This window comes from Phenylobacterium haematophilum (assembly GCF_014196295.1).
In the GTDB taxonomy this organism is placed as follows: domain Bacteria; phylum Pseudomonadota; class Alphaproteobacteria; order Caulobacterales; family Caulobacteraceae; genus Phenylobacterium; species Phenylobacterium haematophilum.
Genome location: NZ_JACIDK010000002.1, coordinates 609,699 through 627,460 on the forward strand (window position 1 = coordinate 609,699; position 17,762 = coordinate 627,460).

The window sequence follows — 17,762 nt, forward strand, 5'->3', positions numbered from 1 at the left end:
CCCCCGCGGCGCCCGGGCAGAGTGAGCGAAAAGCCCGAGAGCCACGCCAGGGGAAACGCCACGTGAAGAAGCTGCTGATCGCCAACCGGGGCGAGATCGCCATTCGGATCGCCCGCACCGCTGCGGACATGGGGATCGAGACGCTGGCGGTCCATTCTAGCGACGATGCCGCGTCGCTGCACACTCGGGTGGCCGATGAGGCCCATGCCCTGACCGGGGCGGGCCCCGCGGCCTATCTCGACGGCGCACAGATTCTAGCTGCCGCCCAGGCGCACGGATGCGACGCGGTGCATCCCGGTTATGGCTTCCTCTCGGAAAACGCGGCCTTCGCGCGGGCGTGCGCGCAGGCGGGCGTGACCTTCGTCGGCCCGTCGCCCGAAACGCTGGAGCTGTTTGGCGACAAGGGCGCGGCCCGAGGCCTGGCGCAGCGCTGCGATGTGCCGATCCTGGCCGGCACCCGCGGCGGCGCGAGCTTGGCTGAGGCGCGGGTGTTTCTGGAGAGCCTGGGACGGGGCGGAGCGGTGATGGTCAAAGCCGTCGCCGGCGGCGGCGGCCGAGGCATGCGGCCGGTGCGAGCGCCAGACGAACTCACCGAGGCCTTCGAACGCTGCGCCTCGGAAGCACAGGCCGCGTTCGGCGACGCCGCGCTCTATGTCGAGGAGTTCCTGCCCCGCGCGCGGCACGTCGAGGTGCAGATCGTCGGCGACGGCCAAGTCGTCTCGCACCTGTGGGACCGCGAATGCAGCCTGCAACGCCAGCGGCAAAAGGTGGTCGAGATCGCTCCGGCGACGACCTTGCCGACCGCAATCCGCGAGCGTCTCTTCGAGGCCGCCGTCGCCTTGGGGCGGGCGGCGCGCTACCGGAACCTGGGCACGATAGAGTTCCTCGTTGACGGCGAGCGGGCGGTGTTCATCGAGGCCAATCCGCGCCTGCAGGTCGAGCATACGGTGACCGAAGAGGTTACTGGACTCGATCTTGTCCGACTACAGATCGAATTGGCTAGAGGGCGCACCCTCGCCGAGCTGGATCTGGTCCAGGCTTCGGTTCCCCGGCCCCGCGGCGTGGCGCTGCAGGCGCGGGTCAATCTGGAGACCATGACGCCCGACGGCGCTGCCAAGCCCTCTGGCGGAGTGCTCTCGGCCTATGAGCCGCCCTCCGGGCCAGGGGTGCGGGTCGACGGATTCGGCTATGGCGGATACCGGACCGGGACGCGCTTCGACTCCCTGCTCGCCAAGCTGATCGTCCACGCGCCGGACCTGGCCTCGGCCACCGCCAAGGCGCGTCGGGCGCTGTCGGAGTTCAAGATCGTCGGGGCGGCGACCAATATCGAGTTCCTGCAGGGGCTGCTGGCCCATCCGGCCGTCGCGGGCGGAGAAGTTCATACTCGGCTGATCGAAGAGCGCATGGAGGAGCTGGCGCAGACTCCAACGCCCTCTCGCCACTACTTCGAGACCGCATCGGCGGCGCCTAAGCGCGCTGGAGCGCAGATCGACGCTTCCGACCCCTTGGCCGTCCTGAATCACGGCAAGGCCCAGGTGGTGGCTTCGGACGAACCGGACGAGCTGGAGGGGCCGGAGGGCACGAGGCCGGTGCGCGCGCCGCTGCAGGGCACGGTCATCGGCTTGATGATCCAGCCGGGGAACGAGGTGCGTGAGGGCCAACCGCTCTTCGTCATGGAAGCGATGAAGATGGAGCACGTGGTCGCGGCCGACGTTTCGGGCGTCGTGCGGCTGGTGGCGGTCGGCGAGGGCGACACGGTCTTCGAGGACCATGCGCTGGCTTTCATCGAGCCGGCCGAGGTCGCTGGCGGCGCGGTCGTGGGCGAGGAGGCCATCGACCTCAATCATATTCGCCCGGATCTGGCCGAGGTGCTGGAGCGCCATCGCCTGACGCTCGATGAGGCGCGTCCCGACGCCGTCGCGCGACGGCGCAAGACCGGTCAGCGAACGACTCGCGAGAACATCGACGACCTCTGTGATCCGGACACCTTCACCGAATATGGCGCGCTCACCGTCGCCGCCAGGCGACGCCGTAACACCGTCGACGAACTCATCGCCCAGACCCCGGCCGACGGCATGGTCATGGGGCTGGGCGCGGTCAATGGCGACCGCTTCGCAGAGGACAAGGCCCGGGTGGCGGTGATGGCCTACGACTACACCGTGCTGGCCGGCACCCAGGGTTCGCACAACCACGACAAGCTCGACCGGATGAGCGAGATCGCTGCGCGCTGGCGGCTGCCGACGGTGTTCTTCACGGAGGGCGGAGGCGGTCGGCCCGGCGACACCGAGGGCGGCGGCTTCGTGCGAGGGTTTGAATTCTGGGGACGCCTGTCGGGCGCCGTGCCGCTGGTCGGCGTCGCGTCGGGGCGGTGCTTCGCGGGCAATGCCGCCATCCTCGGCTGCTGCGACGTGATCATCGCCACCAAGGACACGGCGCTCGGTATGGGCGGTCCGGCCATGGTCGAAGGCGGCGGGCTCGGTGTCTTCCGGCCCGAAGAGATCGGCCCGGTCAAGGTCATGCAAGCCAACGGCACCATCGACGTCCTCGCCGATAACGAGGGCCATGCCGTGAAGTTGGCCAAACAGTACCTGTCGTACTTCCAGGGCCCGGTCGCCGACTGGACCTGCGCCGACCAACGCCTTCTGCGCCGAGCGATCCCGGAGAACCGGCTGCGGGTCTACGACATCCGCAAGGTCATCGAACTGATCGCCGACGACGGCTCGGTGATGGAGCTGCGCCCCAAGTTCGGCCTGGCCATGGTCACCGCCTTCATCCGAATCGAAGGCCGACCGGTCGGGGTGTTCGCCAACAACCCTCAGCACATCGGCGGCGCGATCGATTCCGACGCGTCCGACAAGGCCGCGCGCTTCATGCAGCTGTGCGAGGCCTTCGACATCCCGCTGCTGTCACTGTCCGACACCCCCGGCAACATGGTCGGTCCCGAGGCGGAAAAGACCGGTCTGATCCGCCACTGCTCGCGGCTTTTCGTGATCGGAGCGAACCTGACCGTGCCGCTCTTCTCGGTGATCCTGCGCAAGAGCTACGGTTTGGGCGCGATCTCGATGACGGGAGGAAGCTATCAGGCTTCGATGTTCAGCGTATCCTGGCCGACCGGCGAGTTCGGCGGCATGGGGCTCGAAGGCTCGGTGAAGCTTGGCTACCGCAACGAACTGGCGGCGATCGAGGACGCCGGCGCCCGCAAGGCGAAGTTCGATGAGATGGTCGCCGCCGCCTACGCCCGCGGTAAGGCGCTGTCCCACGCCATGGGGCCGGCGCTCGACGACGTGATCGACCCGGCCGACACCCGGCGCTGGGTGCTGTCGGGGCTGAAGTCGCTGCCGCCGCTGCCGGTGCGCACCGAGAAAAAGCTGCGGTGGATCGACAGCTGGTGATCTGTCCGCGCACGGCGCTGTGACCGGCCGCGCCTTGCTTCGCCATCCGCGTTAAGCAGGTTTACGCTCGCTAGGCCTCGCGATGCGGGCCGCCTCGCTGGCTGAGAGCGTCGACGAGATGCTCACCTCCTTCTCGAAAGGAGGCGCACATGCCACGCACGGCCGAACGACTGCCACAGAGCACCTGCGGCGACCTCGAAGCGATCTTCGACAGTCTGGCCAGCACAGGTCAGTACTCGGCGGTGCTGGGCCACGAGGCCGTCGAGAAGCCGCCGACTGGCGCAGCGGGAGCCGAGGAGCCGATCCTGCGCGCCGTCGCCAGCGCGGCTTAACGCGATGCTCGCACCGCTTTCCCTTTCGGGGATGAGCTGGTTCGAGCGGATCAATGCGCCCGTTCAGCTGACCGGCGCCGTCGCCACGGCGGCGGTCACGCTGCTGGCGCTCTTGAAAGGCGGCGTTCCTGAGCGGATCGCCGCCTGCGTCAGTCTCGCGGCCTTCTTCCTCAGCCCGCTGGCTCAGCAACTCGGCGGCCTGCCGCAGCCGTTGTGGGGCGTGGCGGCGGTGGATGCGTCGGTGCTTGCCGTCGTGACCCTGCTGATCTGGTTCTGCGACCGCCAGTGGCTGATCGGGGCCTGGGCGGCCGAAGCTCTGACCCTGATGTGCCACGCCGCAAAGCTGGCCGACGTCACCCTGCTGTCACGTGGCTATGTCGCCAGCCTCTATATTCTCTACTCCGGCTTTCTGGCTTCGCTGGCCTGGGACGTGTTCGGAGCCAGAGCCCGCCGCGCGGAAGCGGCGGGCGCCTGAGCGGCTAGTGCGGGACGTAGGTCCGCAGCACGTCCTCAATGATCCGCTCCAGCTGGCCCAGCGTGTTACAGGTCTTGGCCACGTGGCAGAAGCGCTCGTAGCGGTGCATGACGCTGTCGCCCTGGGTCCAATAGCTCTCGGGCTCGGGGTTCAGCCAGATGACCGAACGGGCGCGATTGTGGATCGTGGCCATCAGATCGAGCCGCGGATCGGCATAATTCGACCGTCCGTCTCCCAGGAAAATGACGGTGGTGTGCCGGTCGACCCGGTCCAGGTGGTTCTCGCAGAAGTCCTCGAGCGATTTGCCGTAGTCGGTCTGCTGGAAGCCGATCTTGCGCAGCACCTGGAAGATCGCCCCATCGACGTGCTCGTCGTCGAGGATGTCGTTGACGCTGATCAGCCGGCCCGAGAAGGCATAGGCCTCCATCCGGTCGACCACCTCATTGAGTGAGTAGAGGAAGGTCAGCAGGAACTGGGCGGCGGCGGCCACCGACTTTGACACGTCGCAGATGCAGATGATCGACGGCTTGTCGATCTTCTCGGTCTTCCAGACGATCTCGAACGGCATGCCGCCATAGGGCATCGACTTCCGCAGCGTGCGGCGGATATCCATGTGCCCCTTGCGGGCGCGATTGCGCCGGCGCGAGTAGCGGTCGGCCAGGCGCTTGGCCATCTTCTTGACCAGCGCCTGCATCATCGCCTGGTCGATCGGATCGATGCCGCCTTCGGCGTTCAGCGCCTTGCGGGCCAGCATCTCCTCGCGGAGCATCTTGCCCGAGCCTGAGGCGTAAAGCTCGTGCTGGCGCTCGACGTAGCGCTGGGCTTCTTGAGCCAGCCGGCGCTTGCCGGCCTCCAGCCGATCGGCCGCCTCGCCGCCGCTTTCCAGCTTGCGGGCGTTGGAGATGATCGACTCGATCTCGGCGAGGCCCATCTCCTCCAGCAAACGCCGGGTCAGGCGCGAGCGTTGGGTGGTCAGCCGGATCTGTGAGACCTGAGCCCGCTGGGCGGCCTCTTCCATGGCCTGCGCCAAACCCGAGGCGTCGCCCTCCAGCAGCATCCGGGCGAGCTCCGATTCCTCGGCCCCTTCCGGCAGCCCCTCCATCGGGTCGCCTTCGCCCTGAGGCGGCGGCTCGAAGGCCATCTCGTCGCGGCGGAAGAAGGTCTCGAATGTCTCGTCGAACCGGATCACCTCGTCCGAGGATTTGGCCAGAGTCGCGCACAACGCGTCCTTGAACAGTTCGCGATCGGCGAATCCGACCTTCTCCACCGTGCGGTGGGCGTCGATGGCCTCGGCAGGCGAGACCTTCACATCCGCGGCCCGCAGGGCCCGGAAGAAGTCCTCCAGAGCGCCCTGCATGGCCTCAGGCCGCCGGACGGCGCAGCAGCTCGGAGATTTGCGGCTCCACCGCGGCGATGTCCGGTTCGAACTTCAGCAGCACGTTCAGCGTGTCGCGGACGATCTCGGGATTGAGGCTGTCGGCGTTCAACAGGATCAGCGCGCGGGCCCAGTCGACGGTCTCGGAGATCGACGGCGACTTGCGCAGGTCGAGCGTGCGCAGCGACTGCACGAAGTTCACGAGGCTGGTGGTCAGAGTCTGCTCGATGCCCGGCACGCGGCTGGCGACGATCTTCCGTTCCAGGTCGGCGTCGGGCAGCGGGATGTGCAGGTGCAGGCAGCGGCGCTTCAGCGCGTCGCCCAGGTCGCGGATGTTGTTCGAGGTCAGGAACACCAGCGGCGGGGTCTTGGCCTCGATGACGCCGAGCTCCGGGATCGAGACCTGGTAGGCCGACAGCACTTCCAACAGGAACGCTTCGAAGGCCTCGTCGGACTTGTCGATTTCGTCGATCAGCAGGACGCAGCCGTCGTCTTCCTTCAGCGCCTTCATCAGCGGACGCGGTTCCAGGAAAGGCTCGGAGAAGAACAGGTCGCCGATGCCGTGCAGGCGTTCCATGGCGGCGTCCATGTCCTGCGCGTCGGAGAGCGCGGCGCCCATTCGGTCCTTGAGGATCTGGGTGTAAAGCAGCTGCTTGCCGTACTTCCACTCGTAAAGCGCCTTGGACTCGTCCAGGCCCTCGTAGCACTGCATGCGGATCAGGGGCTGGCCGAGCAGCTTGGCGGTCGACAGCGCCAGCTCGGTCTTGCCCACGCCGGCCGAGCCTTCGACCAGGATCGGCTTTTGCAGGTGGATGGCCATGTAGAGGGCCGTGGCGATGCGGCGCGAGGCGATATAGCCGACGCTGGCCAGACCTTCGATCAGGGCGTCCACGGACGACAGCACGTCCGGTTGCGCGGCCTTAATCGCCGCGGGAGAGGTAGCGGTCAAAGTCTCAAACTTTCAAAAGTCGCGCGAAATGGCGCCTGGCTATCTTCAATGAACGTGAGTGTGCAGGGGCGGGGCCCCGCACGCAAGCGCTGGTTCAAACGGGTGTTGGAGGACGCGACCGCCGGCCGCGCTCGCCGGATGGCGGAGATTTACAGGCCGTAGGGGCGATAAGGCCCGGCGATCAGCTGCTCGAAGACGCCCAGGCCCTGTACCGGCGCCTCTCCCGGCAGGGTCAGCGTCACATGGCTGAGCGCCTGGATGTGCCAGTTCTCCGGGCTGCCCATGTCGGTGGCGGCCAAGTCGATGTCCTCGCGCTCGACGACAAGGTCGCCCTTGTAGCCTCCGTGCCGCCAGTTCGGCGCGCCATAGCCGATGCCGCGCATCAGGAAGGTCAGGAACGGCTTGAAGCGGATGGAGGCCGAGCCCTGGGCCAGCGGCACGTTCAGGGTCCCGGTGCTGGCGTGGCGCGTGCCGGAGATCAGCGACACCTCGTCCATGGTCGGCGCCTCGGTTTCGTAGAAGCCGTCATGGCCGGCGCCGTCCGGGGCGATCACCGCGCGGGTGTTCCAGGGGCGCCCTTCCGGGTCGGCGTTGACGTGGAAGAAGATGCTGCGGTCGGCGAAATTCAGCGGCGTCCACTGCCAGAAGAAGCCGCCGAGCGTCGTCGGGACCGGCGGCTGCGGGTCCGGCGCGCCGATCGGCCGGATGCCCCAGGAGCGGTCGCGGGTGCCGACCGTGCCGGCCGCCAGCTGCTTGCGCACACCGTCGACCTCGATCCAGCCGGTGCAGCGCACGTTTTGAGTCAGGCGGGTATAGTCCATGAAGGCGCGGGGCCCGATCCGGCGCATAAAGCGCGGCTCTTCGATCGGAAAAGATCGGCCCTCGAAGACGATCTCGGCGGCGAAGCCGTTCGACGGCGCCACCGTCACCTTCAGCTTCTGCAGCGGCTCGATGACCTCGATGGAGATCGGTCCGCAGGCCAGGTCCATCCGCTCCATGTTGATGACCCTGGAGGCGTGCAGGCAATGTTCGACCCCATCGCGGATCACCGAGAAATGGGCGTCGGCGACGTTCAGCTGCGGGTAGACCCCGAAAGCGATGGCGAAGAACTCCGTGCCGTCCGGCTGATAGCCGTTGAAGAAGTAGCGATCGTAGAAGTTCCGGTCGGTCCCGGCGTAGGCGATCGGCTCGGGCGTCTGGTGAATCGGAAAATCGTCGGCCTTGGTCAGCATCGGTGGCGTCCTCCCAGACACTCGTGAACTGCGGGCGATCATGTCTTTGCCGATTGACGGTATTGCGACGTCGCCATCTGCGGCATTATCAAGTGAACAAAGATAACAAGACAAGGGAGGACGCTTTTTGCTGACGCCACGTAAGGTTACGGGGCGTAAGCCAGCAACGAGCGCTCAGGAGAGATGAGCACAAGCAACGCGCGCATACCCGACGAATACGCGGCCAACCTGGTTGACCCTGCCGCCTATGCGGACGGCCGTATTCACGACACCTATGCCTGGCTTCGCGCCAACAATCCCTTTGGGCTGGCCGAGATCGAGGGTTTCGACCCCTTCTGGGTGGCGACCAAGCATGCCGACATCCTGGAGATCAGCCGCCAGAATGCGCTGTTCCACAACGGCGACAAGGCCACCGTCATTACAAACAAGGCCGCAGACACCGCGGTGCGCGCGATGATGGGCGGCAGCCCGCATCTGGTCCGCAGCCTCGTGCAGATGGATGCGCCCGATCATCCGAAGTACCGCGCCCTGACCCAGTCCTGGTTCATGCCGACCAACATCAAGGGCCTGGAGGACCGAATCCGCGGCATCGCGCGCCGCGCGGTCGACAAGATGGCGGCGACCGGCGGCGAGTGCGACTTCGTCCGTGACGTCGCGCTCGGCTATCCGTTGCACGTGATCATGGAGATCCTGGGGGTGCCGGAGGAGGACGAGCCCCGGATGCTGACCCTGACGCAGGAGCTGTTCGGCGCCACCGATCCGGAGCTGGCTCGCGACGGCGGCAAGCAGCGGGACTTCGAGTCCCTGATGCGCGACGGGGTGATCGCCGACTTCTACACCTACTTCAACAAGGTCTCGGCCGACCGCCGGGCCAACCCGCGCGACGACGTCGCCTCGGTGATCGCCAATTCGACGATCGACGGACAGCCGATCTCCGAGTTGGAGGCGATCAGCTACTACATGATCGTCGCCACCGCCGGGCACGACACGACCTCGTCGTCGACCGCCGGCGCGCTCTGGGGGCTGGCGGCCAATCCGGGCGAGTTCGCCAAGGTGAAGGCCGATCCCTCGCTGATCCCCAGCCTGGTGGACGAGAGCATCCGCTGGATCACGCCGGTAAAGACCTTCATGCGCACGGCCACCGAACCGACTGAGTTCGCCGGCCGCCAGCTCGCCAAGGACGACTGGATGATGCTCTGCTACGCCTCGGGCAACCGCGACGAAGAGGTGTTCGATGACGCCGCGGCGTTCAAGGTCGATCGCAAGCCCAACAAGCACCTGGCCTTCGGTTACGGCGCCCACCTCTGCCTGGGTCAGCACCTGGCGAAGATGGAGATGCGGATCCTCTGGGAGGAAATGCTGCCGCGCATCAAGTCCGTCGAGCTGAACGGCGAGCCCAAGCAGAGCCTGGCGACTTTCGTCAACGGGCCCAAGACCCTGCCGATCCGCTTCCAGATGCACTGAGTCTAAGTATGGCGTTGGAACCCCGTCTGGCCGCCTACATCGCCGCCCGCATGCCCGGCGCGCGTGATGTGGCGGTGCAAGACCTGTCTCGTATCTCGGGCGGCGCTTCGCGCGAGACCTATCGTTTTAAGCTGCTGTGGAACGAGGATGGCGCGGCGCGCGAGCGCAAGCTGATCCTGCGCCGCGACCCGCCGGCCTCGCTGATCGAGACCGAGCGGCGTATCGAGTTCGAAGCCTATCGCGCCTTCTACGGCAGCGCCGTACCCGTGCCCGAGATGCTTTGGCTTGAGGAAGAGGACGGCGCCCTCGATCATCCGTTCTTCATCGCCGAGGAGATCGCCGGCTTCCAGGCCTCGCCGATGATGCTGTTCGGCCCGCCCTATGCGGCGACGCTTGGGCGACTGGGCGAGCGCAAATGGACGATCCTCGGAGAGATCGCCAAGGCCGATCCGGTCGCCCTGGGCCTCACGCAAGTGATGGCGCCGGTCGCGTCGGACGCCTGCTGGGATCGCGAGCTCAGCTATTGGGAGAACTTGCTCGATCGCGACGAATCCGAGCCGCTGCCGATCACCCGTGCGGCGATCCGCTGGCTGCGCGCCAATCCACCGCCGCCGGCCCAGAAGCTTTCGGTGGTGCACGGCGACTACCGGACCGGCAACTTCCTCTACGACGAGGCCGGCGGCATCCACGGCATTCTCGACTGGGAGATGTGCCATCTGGGCGACCCGCTGGAGGACCTCGGCTGGAGCTTCAATCCGGTCTGGTCGTTCGGCCAGGGCAAGGCCGGCGGCCTGCTGCCGCGCGAGGAAGCGATCGCCATCTGGGAGCGGGCCAGCGGCCTTACGGCCGACCGCGCCGCGCTGCATTGGTGGGAGCTGTTCAACTGCGTGAAGGGCCAGGCGATCTGGATCTCCTCGGCCCGCGTCTGGATCGACGGCGGCAACCGCGAGCCGATCATGGTCTATCCGCCCTGGCTGCTGCAGAACGCCCAGGACCGCGCCACCCTGCAAGTGATGGGACGCCTATGAACCCGCCCGTTCCCGCTGTGTTGGCCGAACTCGCTGGGCTCAGCGTCCGCAATGCTATGCCGGACGTCCATCCCGCCGACCGGGCCAGTTCGCTCGGCCTGTCGGCGGCCCTGCTCGGCGTCGCCGCCGAGGTCTGGGACGGCATGGCCGCGCGTCTCGTCGCCGAGAATCGCGCCATCCGCCCGCTGCTGGCGAGGGGAGAAGAGGTCGGCCTCGACCTTGCGGTCCTCGCAGCCGGCGACGACGCCGACCTGCGGCTGTCGGCGCTGAAGGCCGGCAACGATACGCTGCGCGCAGCGCTGATCGAGCTGCAGGCGCAGGCCGAGGCGAAGGGCGCTACGGACCTGCAGGCGGCGATCTGGGCCGAACTCGTGGCGTCCACCGAACGGCGCAAGCTGGCCTCGTCACCGGTCTGAGCTGCGATCCAGAATCTCCAGGGTGACCTCGTCGCGCTCGCCGCCGAAGAAACGGGCGAGCGCGGTGCGGAAAGGCGTCTCGTCCGGCGCGACGGCGTTGAACAGCGTCATGCAGGATCGGAACTTCAGGTCGTCGGGCGCGCCGAACACTTCGCGCGCAGAGCCCGCGGCTTCGTTGGCCAGTTCGGTCAGGTCGCGCAGCCGCGAGCCGAGCACCGGATGGTCGAGATAAGCCTCCGCTTCCGCGGTGGAACCAATGGCGTAGCGCTGGGCCATGGCGCTCGAACCCAGGCCTGCGATCTGCGGAAACACGAACCACATCCAGTGCGATCGCTTGCGTCCGGCGGCCATCTCAGCGCGCGCCACGGCGATCACGGGCGCCTGGGCCTCGAGGAAACGGGCGAGGTCGAAAGGATCGGACATCGAAGTTTCCCTTAGCGTCAGCATCGACAACAGCGCCGTATCGGGCTTTGCTGCCGCGCCCGTCGTCGGGCGGGCCAATTTCCAAACGTCGAATTTTGATTGGGGACGAATTTCAAGATGGCGAGAATCTTGCCTGAACCCACGCCCGAGACCCAGCATTTCTGGGATGGGGCGGCCCGGGGCGAACTGCTCCTGCAACGCAACAAGGCCACCGGCGAAGCCTATTTCCCGCCGCGGCCGTTCTGCCCGAAGACCGGTTCGCGCGACGTCGAGGTCTTCAAGGCCAGCGGCAAGGCCGTGCTGTGGTCCTATGTGATCAACCATCGTCCCCGCCCCGACATGGGGACCGAGCCTTACGCCATCGCGGTGGTGAAGCTCGAAGAAGGCCCGACCATGATGACCAACATCGTCGGCTGCCCGCAAACGCCTGAAGCCCTGGTCCTTGACATGCCGCTCGAGGTCGTTTTCGAAAAGTTCAGCGACACCATCTCGCTGCCCTTCTTCCAGCCGGCCAAGTCGTAAGGGCGCACAGACCATGCAAAAGAATTCCGTCGCGGTCGTCGGGGCCGCGGAAACCACGAAGATGGGCAAGATTCCGGACGTGTCCGTGATCGGCCTCCACGCCGATGCGGCGCTAAACGCCATGGCCGACGCCGGCCTGACGCCGGCCGACATCGACGGCGTCGCCACCGCCGGCATCAGCCCGGTCGAACTGGCCCACTATCTCGGCATCAAGCCGACCTATGCCGACGGCACGTCAGTGGGCGGCTGCTCGTTCATGCTGCACGTTCGCCACGCGGCGGCGGCGATCGCGGCGGGCCATGCGAAGACGATCCTGATCACCCACGGCGAATCGGGCCGTTCCCGGGTCGGCGCCGGCGGTTTCGCGCGCGCGCCCTCGAGTCTGATGGGCCAGTTCGAAATGCCGTTCGGTCCGGTCGGCCCGCCGACGATGTTCACGGTGCCGGTGCTTCGCTACATGAAGACCTACGGCGTGACCGAGGAAGACCTGGCCATGGTGGCGGTCATCCAGCGTGAGTGGGCCGCAAAGAATCCGCGCGCCAGCTTCAAGGATCCGATCACCGTCGACGACGTGCTGAACTCGCCGATGATCGCCTGGCCGTATCGCATGCTGATGTGCTGCCTCGTCACCGACGGCGGCGGCGCGCTGATTCTGACCAGCGCGGACCGGGCCAAGGACTTCCCGAACAAGCCCGTCTACGTGCTGGGCACGGGCGAGAGCGTCGAGACCCCGATGGTCTCGCAGATGTACGACTTCACGTCGTCAACCGCGTTCAAAATCTCGGGCAAGAAGGCGTTCGACGAAGCGGGGATCAAGCACTCCGACGTCGATCACTTGATGATCTACGACGCCTTCGCGCACCTCCCGCTCTACGGCCTTGAGGACCTTGGCTTCGTAAAGCCGGGCGAGGCCAAGGACTTCATCCGCGAGCGCAACACCGCCATCGGGGGAAAGCTGCCCCTGAACACCAACGGTGGGGGTCTCTCCTACATGCACTCGGGGATGTACGGGATGTACGCCCTGCAGGAGAGCGTTCGCCAGATGCGCGGCACTGCCGCGGCTCAGGTCGAAGGCGCGAAGATCAGCGTCTGTCACGGCGTAGGCGGCATGTTCGCTTCGTCCGGAACGGTGATCTTCACGAACGAGAAGTAATCTAGAAACAGCGGCTTACCGCAGTTCATGCTGCACCCATGCTGCAAGGCGTGGGTGCAGCATTTTTTATGCGTCAGACGTTCTTGTTCGGGTTGATCAGGTACTTCTCCCCGGTCGCCTTGCGGGCGTAGGCGGCGATGGTTTCCGGCTGCAGCACCTCGGCGAGCGACAGCTCGGCGGTGTAGTGGCTGGCGAAGGTGGTCTTCAGTTCGGCCGCCACGCGGGCGCGCAGCTTGCCGGCTTCTTCGGCGCCGATCTTGGCCAGGAAGGGCGTCAGCAGCCAGCCGTTCACGCCCCAAGACAGGCCGAAGTTGCGAGCCAGTTCGGTCGGGCGCGTGTCCAGGCCGCCATAGATGTAGACCTGCTTGTAGGTCGACGAGCCGTAGCGGCTGTAGACGGTCGCCTTACGGTTGGCCGCGACTTCCATGGCCGAGAGGATCTGCGAGGCCAGCTTGCCGCCGCCAATGGCGTCGAAGGCGAGCGTCGCGCCGGTCTCGTCGATGGCGTCGGTCAGGGCGTCGATGAAGTCGGGCGCGGTCGAGTCGACCACATGCTTGGCGCCGATGCCGCGCAGCAGGTCGGCCTGCTCCTGGCTGCGGACGATGTTAACCAGGGCCACGCCGTCCTTGAGGCAGATCTTGTTCAGCATCTGGCCCAGGTTCGAGGCGGCGGCAGTGTGCACCAGGGCCGTGTGACCTTCACGGCGCATGACCTCGACCATGCTGAGCGCGGTCAGCGGGTTGACGAAGCACGAGGCGCCGTCGGCGGCTGTCGCGTCGGAGGGCAGTTCCAGGACTTCGGCGGCCTTGGCGATGCGGTGCTGGGCGTAGGTGGCGCCCCCGAGGATGGCGACGGTCTTGCCGAGCAGGGCCTTCGCCTCCGGCGAGTCGCCGGCCGCGACGACCACGCCTGCGCCTTCATTGCCGACCGGCATCGAATCGTCGAGGCGGGCCTTCAGCGCCCGCAGGAACTGTTGCGGCACCGGGAAGGTGACGACGGTGTCGGCGCCCGAGCCCGTGGCCTTGGCGGCCGAGACATCGACCGGACCGAGCAGGAGGCCGAGGTCGGAGGGATTGATCGGGGCGCCTTCGATCCGAACCAGCACCTCGTCGGCGGCCGGTTGCGGCACCGGCACGCGCGCCAGGGACAGTTCCAGTTCGCCGCTCGACTTGACCAGCGAACGCAGTTGCAGGCTCGTTTCCATACCCGTCTCCGTTGGATTTTACTTACGTCGTAACTATGGACAGGGCGCCGTTACGGCAACGAAAAACGCACGATCGGTCGTAAATTTGCGCGTGCTATGCGGAAATCTGATGAAGCGAACCTTGCCAGCCTTGGTGATGGCCGCGGCGCTGGCGAGCGCCGCGCAGGCGCAGCCCGCGCGCGCGCCTGATCTGACCCTGAGCGGAGCGCTGACTTCTGCCGCGCACCAGACCTATGTCGGGATTCCATTCAAGGTCCCGCCGGGGACCGAGCGGCTGACCGTCGAATTCGAATACACCGGCAAGGCGCAGAAGTCGGTCATCGACCTCGGCCTGCGCGACCCGGAGGGCTTCCGCGGCTGGAGCGGCGGGAACAAGTCGAGCTTTACCTTGGCGAAGACCGACGCCACCCCGTCGTACCTCGCCGGGCCGCTGACGCCCGGGACCTGGACGCTGATCCTGGGGGCGCCGAACATCCGCAAGGGCGCTCGCGCGGAGTATCTCGCCCGGATCTGGCTCGACCGCGCCGGCGCGCCGCCTGATTTCTCGCCCGTGGTGCAGGCGCAAGGCGAGCGCTGGTGGCGTGGCGACCTGCATGTGCATACCGCCCATAGCGACGGCTCTTGTCTGTCGCGAAAGGGCGCGCGGATCCCGTGCCCGGTGTTCAAGACGCTGGAGGCGGCCGCCGCACGCGGCCTCGATTTCGTGGCGGTGACCGACCACAACACGACGTCGCATTTCGACGCGCTGCGCGAACTCGCGCCATACTTCGACGACCTGCTGGTGGTGGCAGGCCGCGAGATCACCACCTTCCACGGCCACGCCAACGTCTTCGGCCCAACCGACTTCATCGACTTTCAGCTCCCCCGCATGGCCGACATCCAGGCGCAGGCGCGGAAGGCCGGCGGCCTCTTTTCGATCAACCACCCCGGCTTGCCGTCGGGCGAGTTCTGCATGGGCTGCGGCTGGACTGCGCCGGACATGGACTACGCCGCCGTCGAGGCGATCGAGGTGATCAACGGCGGCTTCGCCGAGGGACCTCTGTCAGGTCTGGCCTTCTGGGAGGCGCGGCTCGACGAAGGGCGGCGCATCACCGCCGTCGGCGGCTCGGATAACCACGACGCCGGCCTCGACCCGGTCAAGGCGCCGGCCGTCGGCGTGCCGACCACGGTGGTTCGCGCGCCCGAGCGCAGCCAGAGCGCCATTCTCGAAGCCATCCGGAGCGGGCATGTGTTCGTCGATGTCGTCGGGACCGCAGACCGGCTGCTCGAAGTCCGGGCCGTGAGCGGGGCGGACGTTGCGCAGATGGGCGATGTCCTCGCCGCGCCGGCCGGGCGCAAGGTCGAGATCGAGATTCGCGTGGTGGGGGGCGCTGGCGGGCGTGTCCGCTTGGCTGGCGACGCCAAGGGCCTGGCGGCGCCCGGCGACCTGACGATCAGTAAGGTCGATCAGCGACTGAGAGTCGCGTTCACCGCCGACGGTGCGGCGCGTTGGCTGCGGGTCGATGTGCTCGGTCCGGACGGCAAGCTGATCCTGCTGGGCAACCCGGTCTATCTGCGACCCTAGGGTGTGGCGGCTCGCCGCACGGCTGACCCTGGAAATACTTATTAACCCTGATCGCCGTAGGGTCGGTCCAATCGCTCGCTGCCCGGAAACAGTATGGGTCTTAGTCCGGAATCCCGCGCCCGCTTCAATCTCGAGCGCGCTTCGGTGCTGGTGCTCGATGAATCCCCCATGGGCATGAGCATTCTCGTGCAGATTCTCACCGGCTTCGGGGTCAAGACGCTGCATCGCTGCGAAAAGGTCGAGGAAGCGAAAGACGTGATCTCGAAGGTCGAGATCGACCTCATCGTCTGCGACGCCTTGGGCGCAGGAGGCGAGGGTTATGATTTCGTCAGCTGGTTGCGGTCGAGCAAGATCGAGCCGAACTGCTATGCGCCGGTGCTGCTGACCGCCGGCCACACGCCCAGCCACGCCGTGCAGAAGGCCCGGGACTGCGGCGCGCACTTCATCATGGCCAAGCCGCTCACACCGATCGCCGTGCTGGAGCGCATCATCTGGATCGCCCGCGAGGGCCGGCGGTTCGTGGAATGCGACACCTATGTCGGGCCTGACCGGCGCTTCAAGAACGACGGCGTGCCGGCAGGCATGACCGGTCGGCGCCGCGACGACCTGCAAGGCGACATCGGCGAGGCGCAGAGCCCCAACATGGATCAGGAAGTCATCGACAGCCTGATGAAAACAAGACGGGTGGAACTATGAGCTCGGTTCGTATCCATACCCCGCCGGTCAAGCTGGCGAAGCTGTTGCGCACGCCCGGCGGGCTGCCCGTCGCCGAGGCGGTGCAACGCGCCGGCGCGGGCCTCGCGAGCCTTAAGAACGAATGTCTCGCCGAGCTGACCACCATGCTCGATCAGGCAGAGGCTTGCGCGGGACGGGCGGGGAGCGATTACGACGCGGCCCTGACCGGCGAACTCTACGACGTCGTCGCCAAGCCGATCGGGGTGCCCAGCGTCTGCGGCCTGGTGGCCATCGACACGGCCCTCATCAGCCTTTCGGACCTGCTGGACTATCTGAAGAGCCAGCAGCGGTGGGACGCCAACGCCGTGGCGGTGCACCTGCGCGCCTGCCGGCTGCTGCTGCAGACCGAGGGCGCGGCCGATGCGGCCGGCACGCAGGCGATCCTGGCCGGGCTGCGCAAGGTCAGCCAGCGCTACGCTAAGCCGGAATAGGGAAGGGCGGCGCCTTAGGGCGCCAGCCGGTCCGTGATCGACCAGAGCCCGTCGACCACCGATTTCAGCGAGTCCGGGTCCTGACCATCCTTGGTCCATAGCAGGCGCAGGGCGCTGACGTGGACGCCGATGCTGGCCCAGTCCTGCCTCCCGTGCGTCCGCTGGCGATCGACGAGCTCGCAGAGGCTGTAGCAGGCGTCACAGAGCGTGCGCTTGTCGAACAGGCCGGCGATGTCGAGGATGGTCGAGGCTTCCTCGTATACCGTGTCCAGCGACACCGACTTCTCGCGGTTCATCGCCTCCAGCCGTCCGATCATGTTGCCGAGCGACTTCATCGCATCGCCGGCATGGGCGGCCAGTTCGCGTTGCGCGCGCTCGTTGGCGAGGCCCGCGGTCATGCCGCCCGGACGGGCGACCTGTTCGGTCAAGCGGTACTTGACCTTGACGAATTCAGCTTCGCTCACAGTTGCGCCTTCATCGGTTTCAGCAGCATGTCGATGTCAGACTGATCCATGTTGGGATCCGTCGCGGCCCCGACGTGCGTGGAGAGATCGTCCTTACGGCGGCCTTTTATGCCGAGCGGTGGACCCATGTTCTTGAAGCGGCGGTCCGGGCCGACATAGCCCTCCGCGACCACCATCTGCCTCTCGTCCTTGGCCACCCAGAACACCCGCTGGAGCAGGATTTCCGGCGTAAACGGCCGCGAGACGACGAAGTTTGCGCCGGAGTCGCGGCTCTTCTCGACCATGCTCCGGGCTGCGTGTCCCGTCAGCATGATCACCGGCGTGAAGCGCGCACCGTCGGGGCCTTCGCGGCGAAGCCAGCGAACGAAGTCGTAGCCGTCCATGTCGGACATGTGCGAATCGGCGACGATCAGGTCGAGTTCTTGCGTCTTGACGATGTGCATGGCTTCGGCGCCGCTGGCGGCTTTGAACTGCTTACGCACGCCGAACCCGCGGAACATGGCGGTCAGCGCGTCCATGGCCTGCGAATTCGCTTCGACCAGCAGGACCACCGATCGGTCGAGATTGATCCGGATCTTGGGATCGAGGGCCATTGGCGAGCGC

General features: G+C 66.7%; 18 protein-coding genes. 11 read left to right on the forward strand and 7 right to left on the reverse strand.

What is annotated here, in order from left to right; translation table 11 throughout:
• Window positions 1-62 precede the first annotated feature (62 nt).
• From GGQ61_RS08915 to GGQ61_RS08925, 3 genes are all read left to right on the forward strand, one after another.
• A complete protein-coding gene (locus tag GGQ61_RS08915) occupies window positions 63-3,392 on the forward strand; it encodes a carboxyl transferase domain-containing protein (RefSeq protein WP_183771647.1) in 3,330 nt (1,109 codons plus the stop codon).
• A 149-nt stretch (window positions 3,393-3,541) separates the two neighbouring features.
• Window positions 3,542-3,724 carry a hypothetical protein gene (locus GGQ61_RS08920; RefSeq protein WP_183771649.1) on the forward strand — a complete coding sequence of 61 codons (183 nt, stop codon included), beginning with the start codon at window positions 3,542-3,544 and terminating at the stop codon, window positions 3,722-3,724.
• A gap of 4 nt (window positions 3,725-3,728) precedes the next feature.
• Window positions 3,729-4,199, forward strand: coding sequence for a hypothetical protein (locus GGQ61_RS08925; protein WP_183771651.1), 471 nt, complete (start codon window positions 3,729-3,731; stop codon window positions 4,197-4,199).
• Window positions 4,200-4,203: 4 nt separating this feature from the next.
• On the opposite strand, the gene GGQ61_RS08930 is transcribed toward GGQ61_RS08925, so the two are convergent.
• The 3 genes from GGQ61_RS08930 to GGQ61_RS08940 form a co-directional block, all read right to left on the reverse strand.
• Window positions 4,204-5,556, reverse strand: a complete 1,353-nt coding sequence (locus GGQ61_RS08930; protein WP_183771653.1) for a VWA domain-containing protein — start codon at window positions 5,554-5,556, stop codon at window positions 4,204-4,206.
• Window positions 5,557-5,560: 4 nt separating this feature from the next.
• Window positions 5,561-6,523: an AAA family ATPase gene (locus GGQ61_RS08935; protein WP_246370593.1), complete on the reverse strand. Its 963-nt coding sequence runs from the start codon at window positions 6,521-6,523 to the stop codon at window positions 5,561-5,563.
• 149 nt (window positions 6,524-6,672) lie between these two features.
• Window positions 6,673-7,755 carry an Rv3169 family protein gene (locus GGQ61_RS08940; protein ID WP_183771655.1) on the reverse strand — a complete coding sequence of 361 codons (1,083 nt, stop codon included), beginning with the start codon at window positions 7,753-7,755 and terminating at the stop codon, window positions 6,673-6,675.
• Between the two features lie 183 nt (window positions 7,756-7,938).
• Between GGQ61_RS08940 and GGQ61_RS08945 the strand changes: the two genes are divergently transcribed.
• Genes GGQ61_RS08945 through GGQ61_RS08955 form a run of 3 tightly spaced genes read left to right on the forward strand, consistent with a single transcriptional unit; the run spans window position 7,939 to window position 10,663 of the window.
• Entirely contained in the window at window positions 7,939-9,219 is a 1,281-nt protein-coding gene (locus tag GGQ61_RS08945; RefSeq protein ID WP_183771657.1) for a cytochrome P450, read from the forward strand.
• A gap of 8 nt (window positions 9,220-9,227) precedes the next feature.
• Window positions 9,228-10,247 carry a phosphotransferase family protein gene (locus tag GGQ61_RS08950; protein WP_183771659.1) on the forward strand — a complete coding sequence of 340 codons (1,020 nt, stop codon included), beginning with the start codon at window positions 9,228-9,230 and terminating at the stop codon, window positions 10,245-10,247.
• Entirely contained in the window at window positions 10,244-10,663 is a 420-nt protein-coding gene (locus tag GGQ61_RS08955) for a hypothetical protein (RefSeq protein WP_183771661.1), read from the forward strand. The genes GGQ61_RS08950 and GGQ61_RS08955 overlap by 4 nt, the downstream gene beginning before the upstream one ends.
• Here the strand turns inward: GGQ61_RS08955 and GGQ61_RS08960 are convergent.
• On the reverse strand, window positions 10,652-11,086 hold the full coding sequence (locus GGQ61_RS08960) for a DUF1810 domain-containing protein (RefSeq protein ID WP_183771663.1): 435 nt from the start codon (window positions 11,084-11,086) through the stop codon (window positions 10,652-10,654). The genes GGQ61_RS08955 and GGQ61_RS08960 overlap by 12 nt on opposite strands.
• Before the next feature lie 129 nt (window positions 11,087-11,215).
• Between GGQ61_RS08960 and GGQ61_RS08965 the strand changes: the two genes are divergently transcribed.
• Together GGQ61_RS08965 and GGQ61_RS08970 are read left to right on the forward strand one after the other, a co-directional pair.
• Entirely contained in the window at window positions 11,216-11,608 is a 393-nt protein-coding gene (locus GGQ61_RS08965; RefSeq protein WP_221220928.1) for a Zn-ribbon domain-containing OB-fold protein, read from the forward strand.
• Between the two features lie 13 nt (window positions 11,609-11,621).
• Entirely contained in the window at window positions 11,622-12,761 is a 1,140-nt protein-coding gene (locus GGQ61_RS08970) for a thiolase C-terminal domain-containing protein (RefSeq protein ID WP_183771667.1), read from the forward strand.
• A 73-nt stretch (window positions 12,762-12,834) separates the two neighbouring features.
• Here GGQ61_RS08970 and GGQ61_RS08975 read toward each other — a convergent pair whose 3' ends face one another.
• Window positions 12,835-13,965 carry a zinc-binding dehydrogenase gene (locus GGQ61_RS08975; protein ID WP_183771669.1) on the reverse strand — a complete coding sequence of 377 codons (1,131 nt, stop codon included), beginning with the start codon at window positions 13,963-13,965 and terminating at the stop codon, window positions 12,835-12,837.
• Between the two features lie 109 nt (window positions 13,966-14,074).
• On the opposite strand from GGQ61_RS08975, the gene GGQ61_RS08980 reads away from it, so the two are divergent.
• The 3 genes from GGQ61_RS08980 (at window position 14,075) to GGQ61_RS08990 (ending at window position 16,695) form a co-directional block, all read left to right on the forward strand.
• Window positions 14,075-15,529 carry a CehA/McbA family metallohydrolase gene (locus GGQ61_RS08980; protein WP_183771671.1) on the forward strand — a complete coding sequence of 485 codons (1,455 nt, stop codon included), beginning with the start codon at window positions 14,075-14,077 and terminating at the stop codon, window positions 15,527-15,529.
• A gap of 93 nt (window positions 15,530-15,622) precedes the next feature.
• Window positions 15,623-16,225 carry a response regulator gene (locus GGQ61_RS08985; RefSeq protein ID WP_183771673.1) on the forward strand — a complete coding sequence of 201 codons (603 nt, stop codon included), beginning with the start codon at window positions 15,623-15,625 and terminating at the stop codon, window positions 16,223-16,225.
• Window positions 16,222-16,695, forward strand: coding sequence for a hypothetical protein (locus GGQ61_RS08990; protein WP_183771675.1), 474 nt, complete (start codon window positions 16,222-16,224; stop codon window positions 16,693-16,695). The genes GGQ61_RS08985 and GGQ61_RS08990 overlap by 4 nt, the downstream gene beginning before the upstream one ends.
• A gap of 14 nt (window positions 16,696-16,709) precedes the next feature.
• Here GGQ61_RS08990 and GGQ61_RS08995 read toward each other — a convergent pair whose 3' ends face one another.
• Window positions 16,710-17,159 (reverse strand): hypothetical protein, encoded by a 450-nt coding sequence (locus GGQ61_RS08995; RefSeq protein ID WP_183771677.1) that lies wholly within the window; start codon window positions 17,157-17,159, stop codon window positions 16,710-16,712.
• Complete coding sequence (locus GGQ61_RS09000; protein ID WP_183771679.1) at window positions 17,156-17,752, reverse strand: response regulator; 597 nt, start codon at window positions 17,750-17,752, stop codon at window positions 17,156-17,158. Before GGQ61_RS09000 ends, GGQ61_RS08995 begins: the two co-directional genes overlap by 4 nt.
• Window positions 17,753-17,762 lie beyond the last annotated feature (10 nt).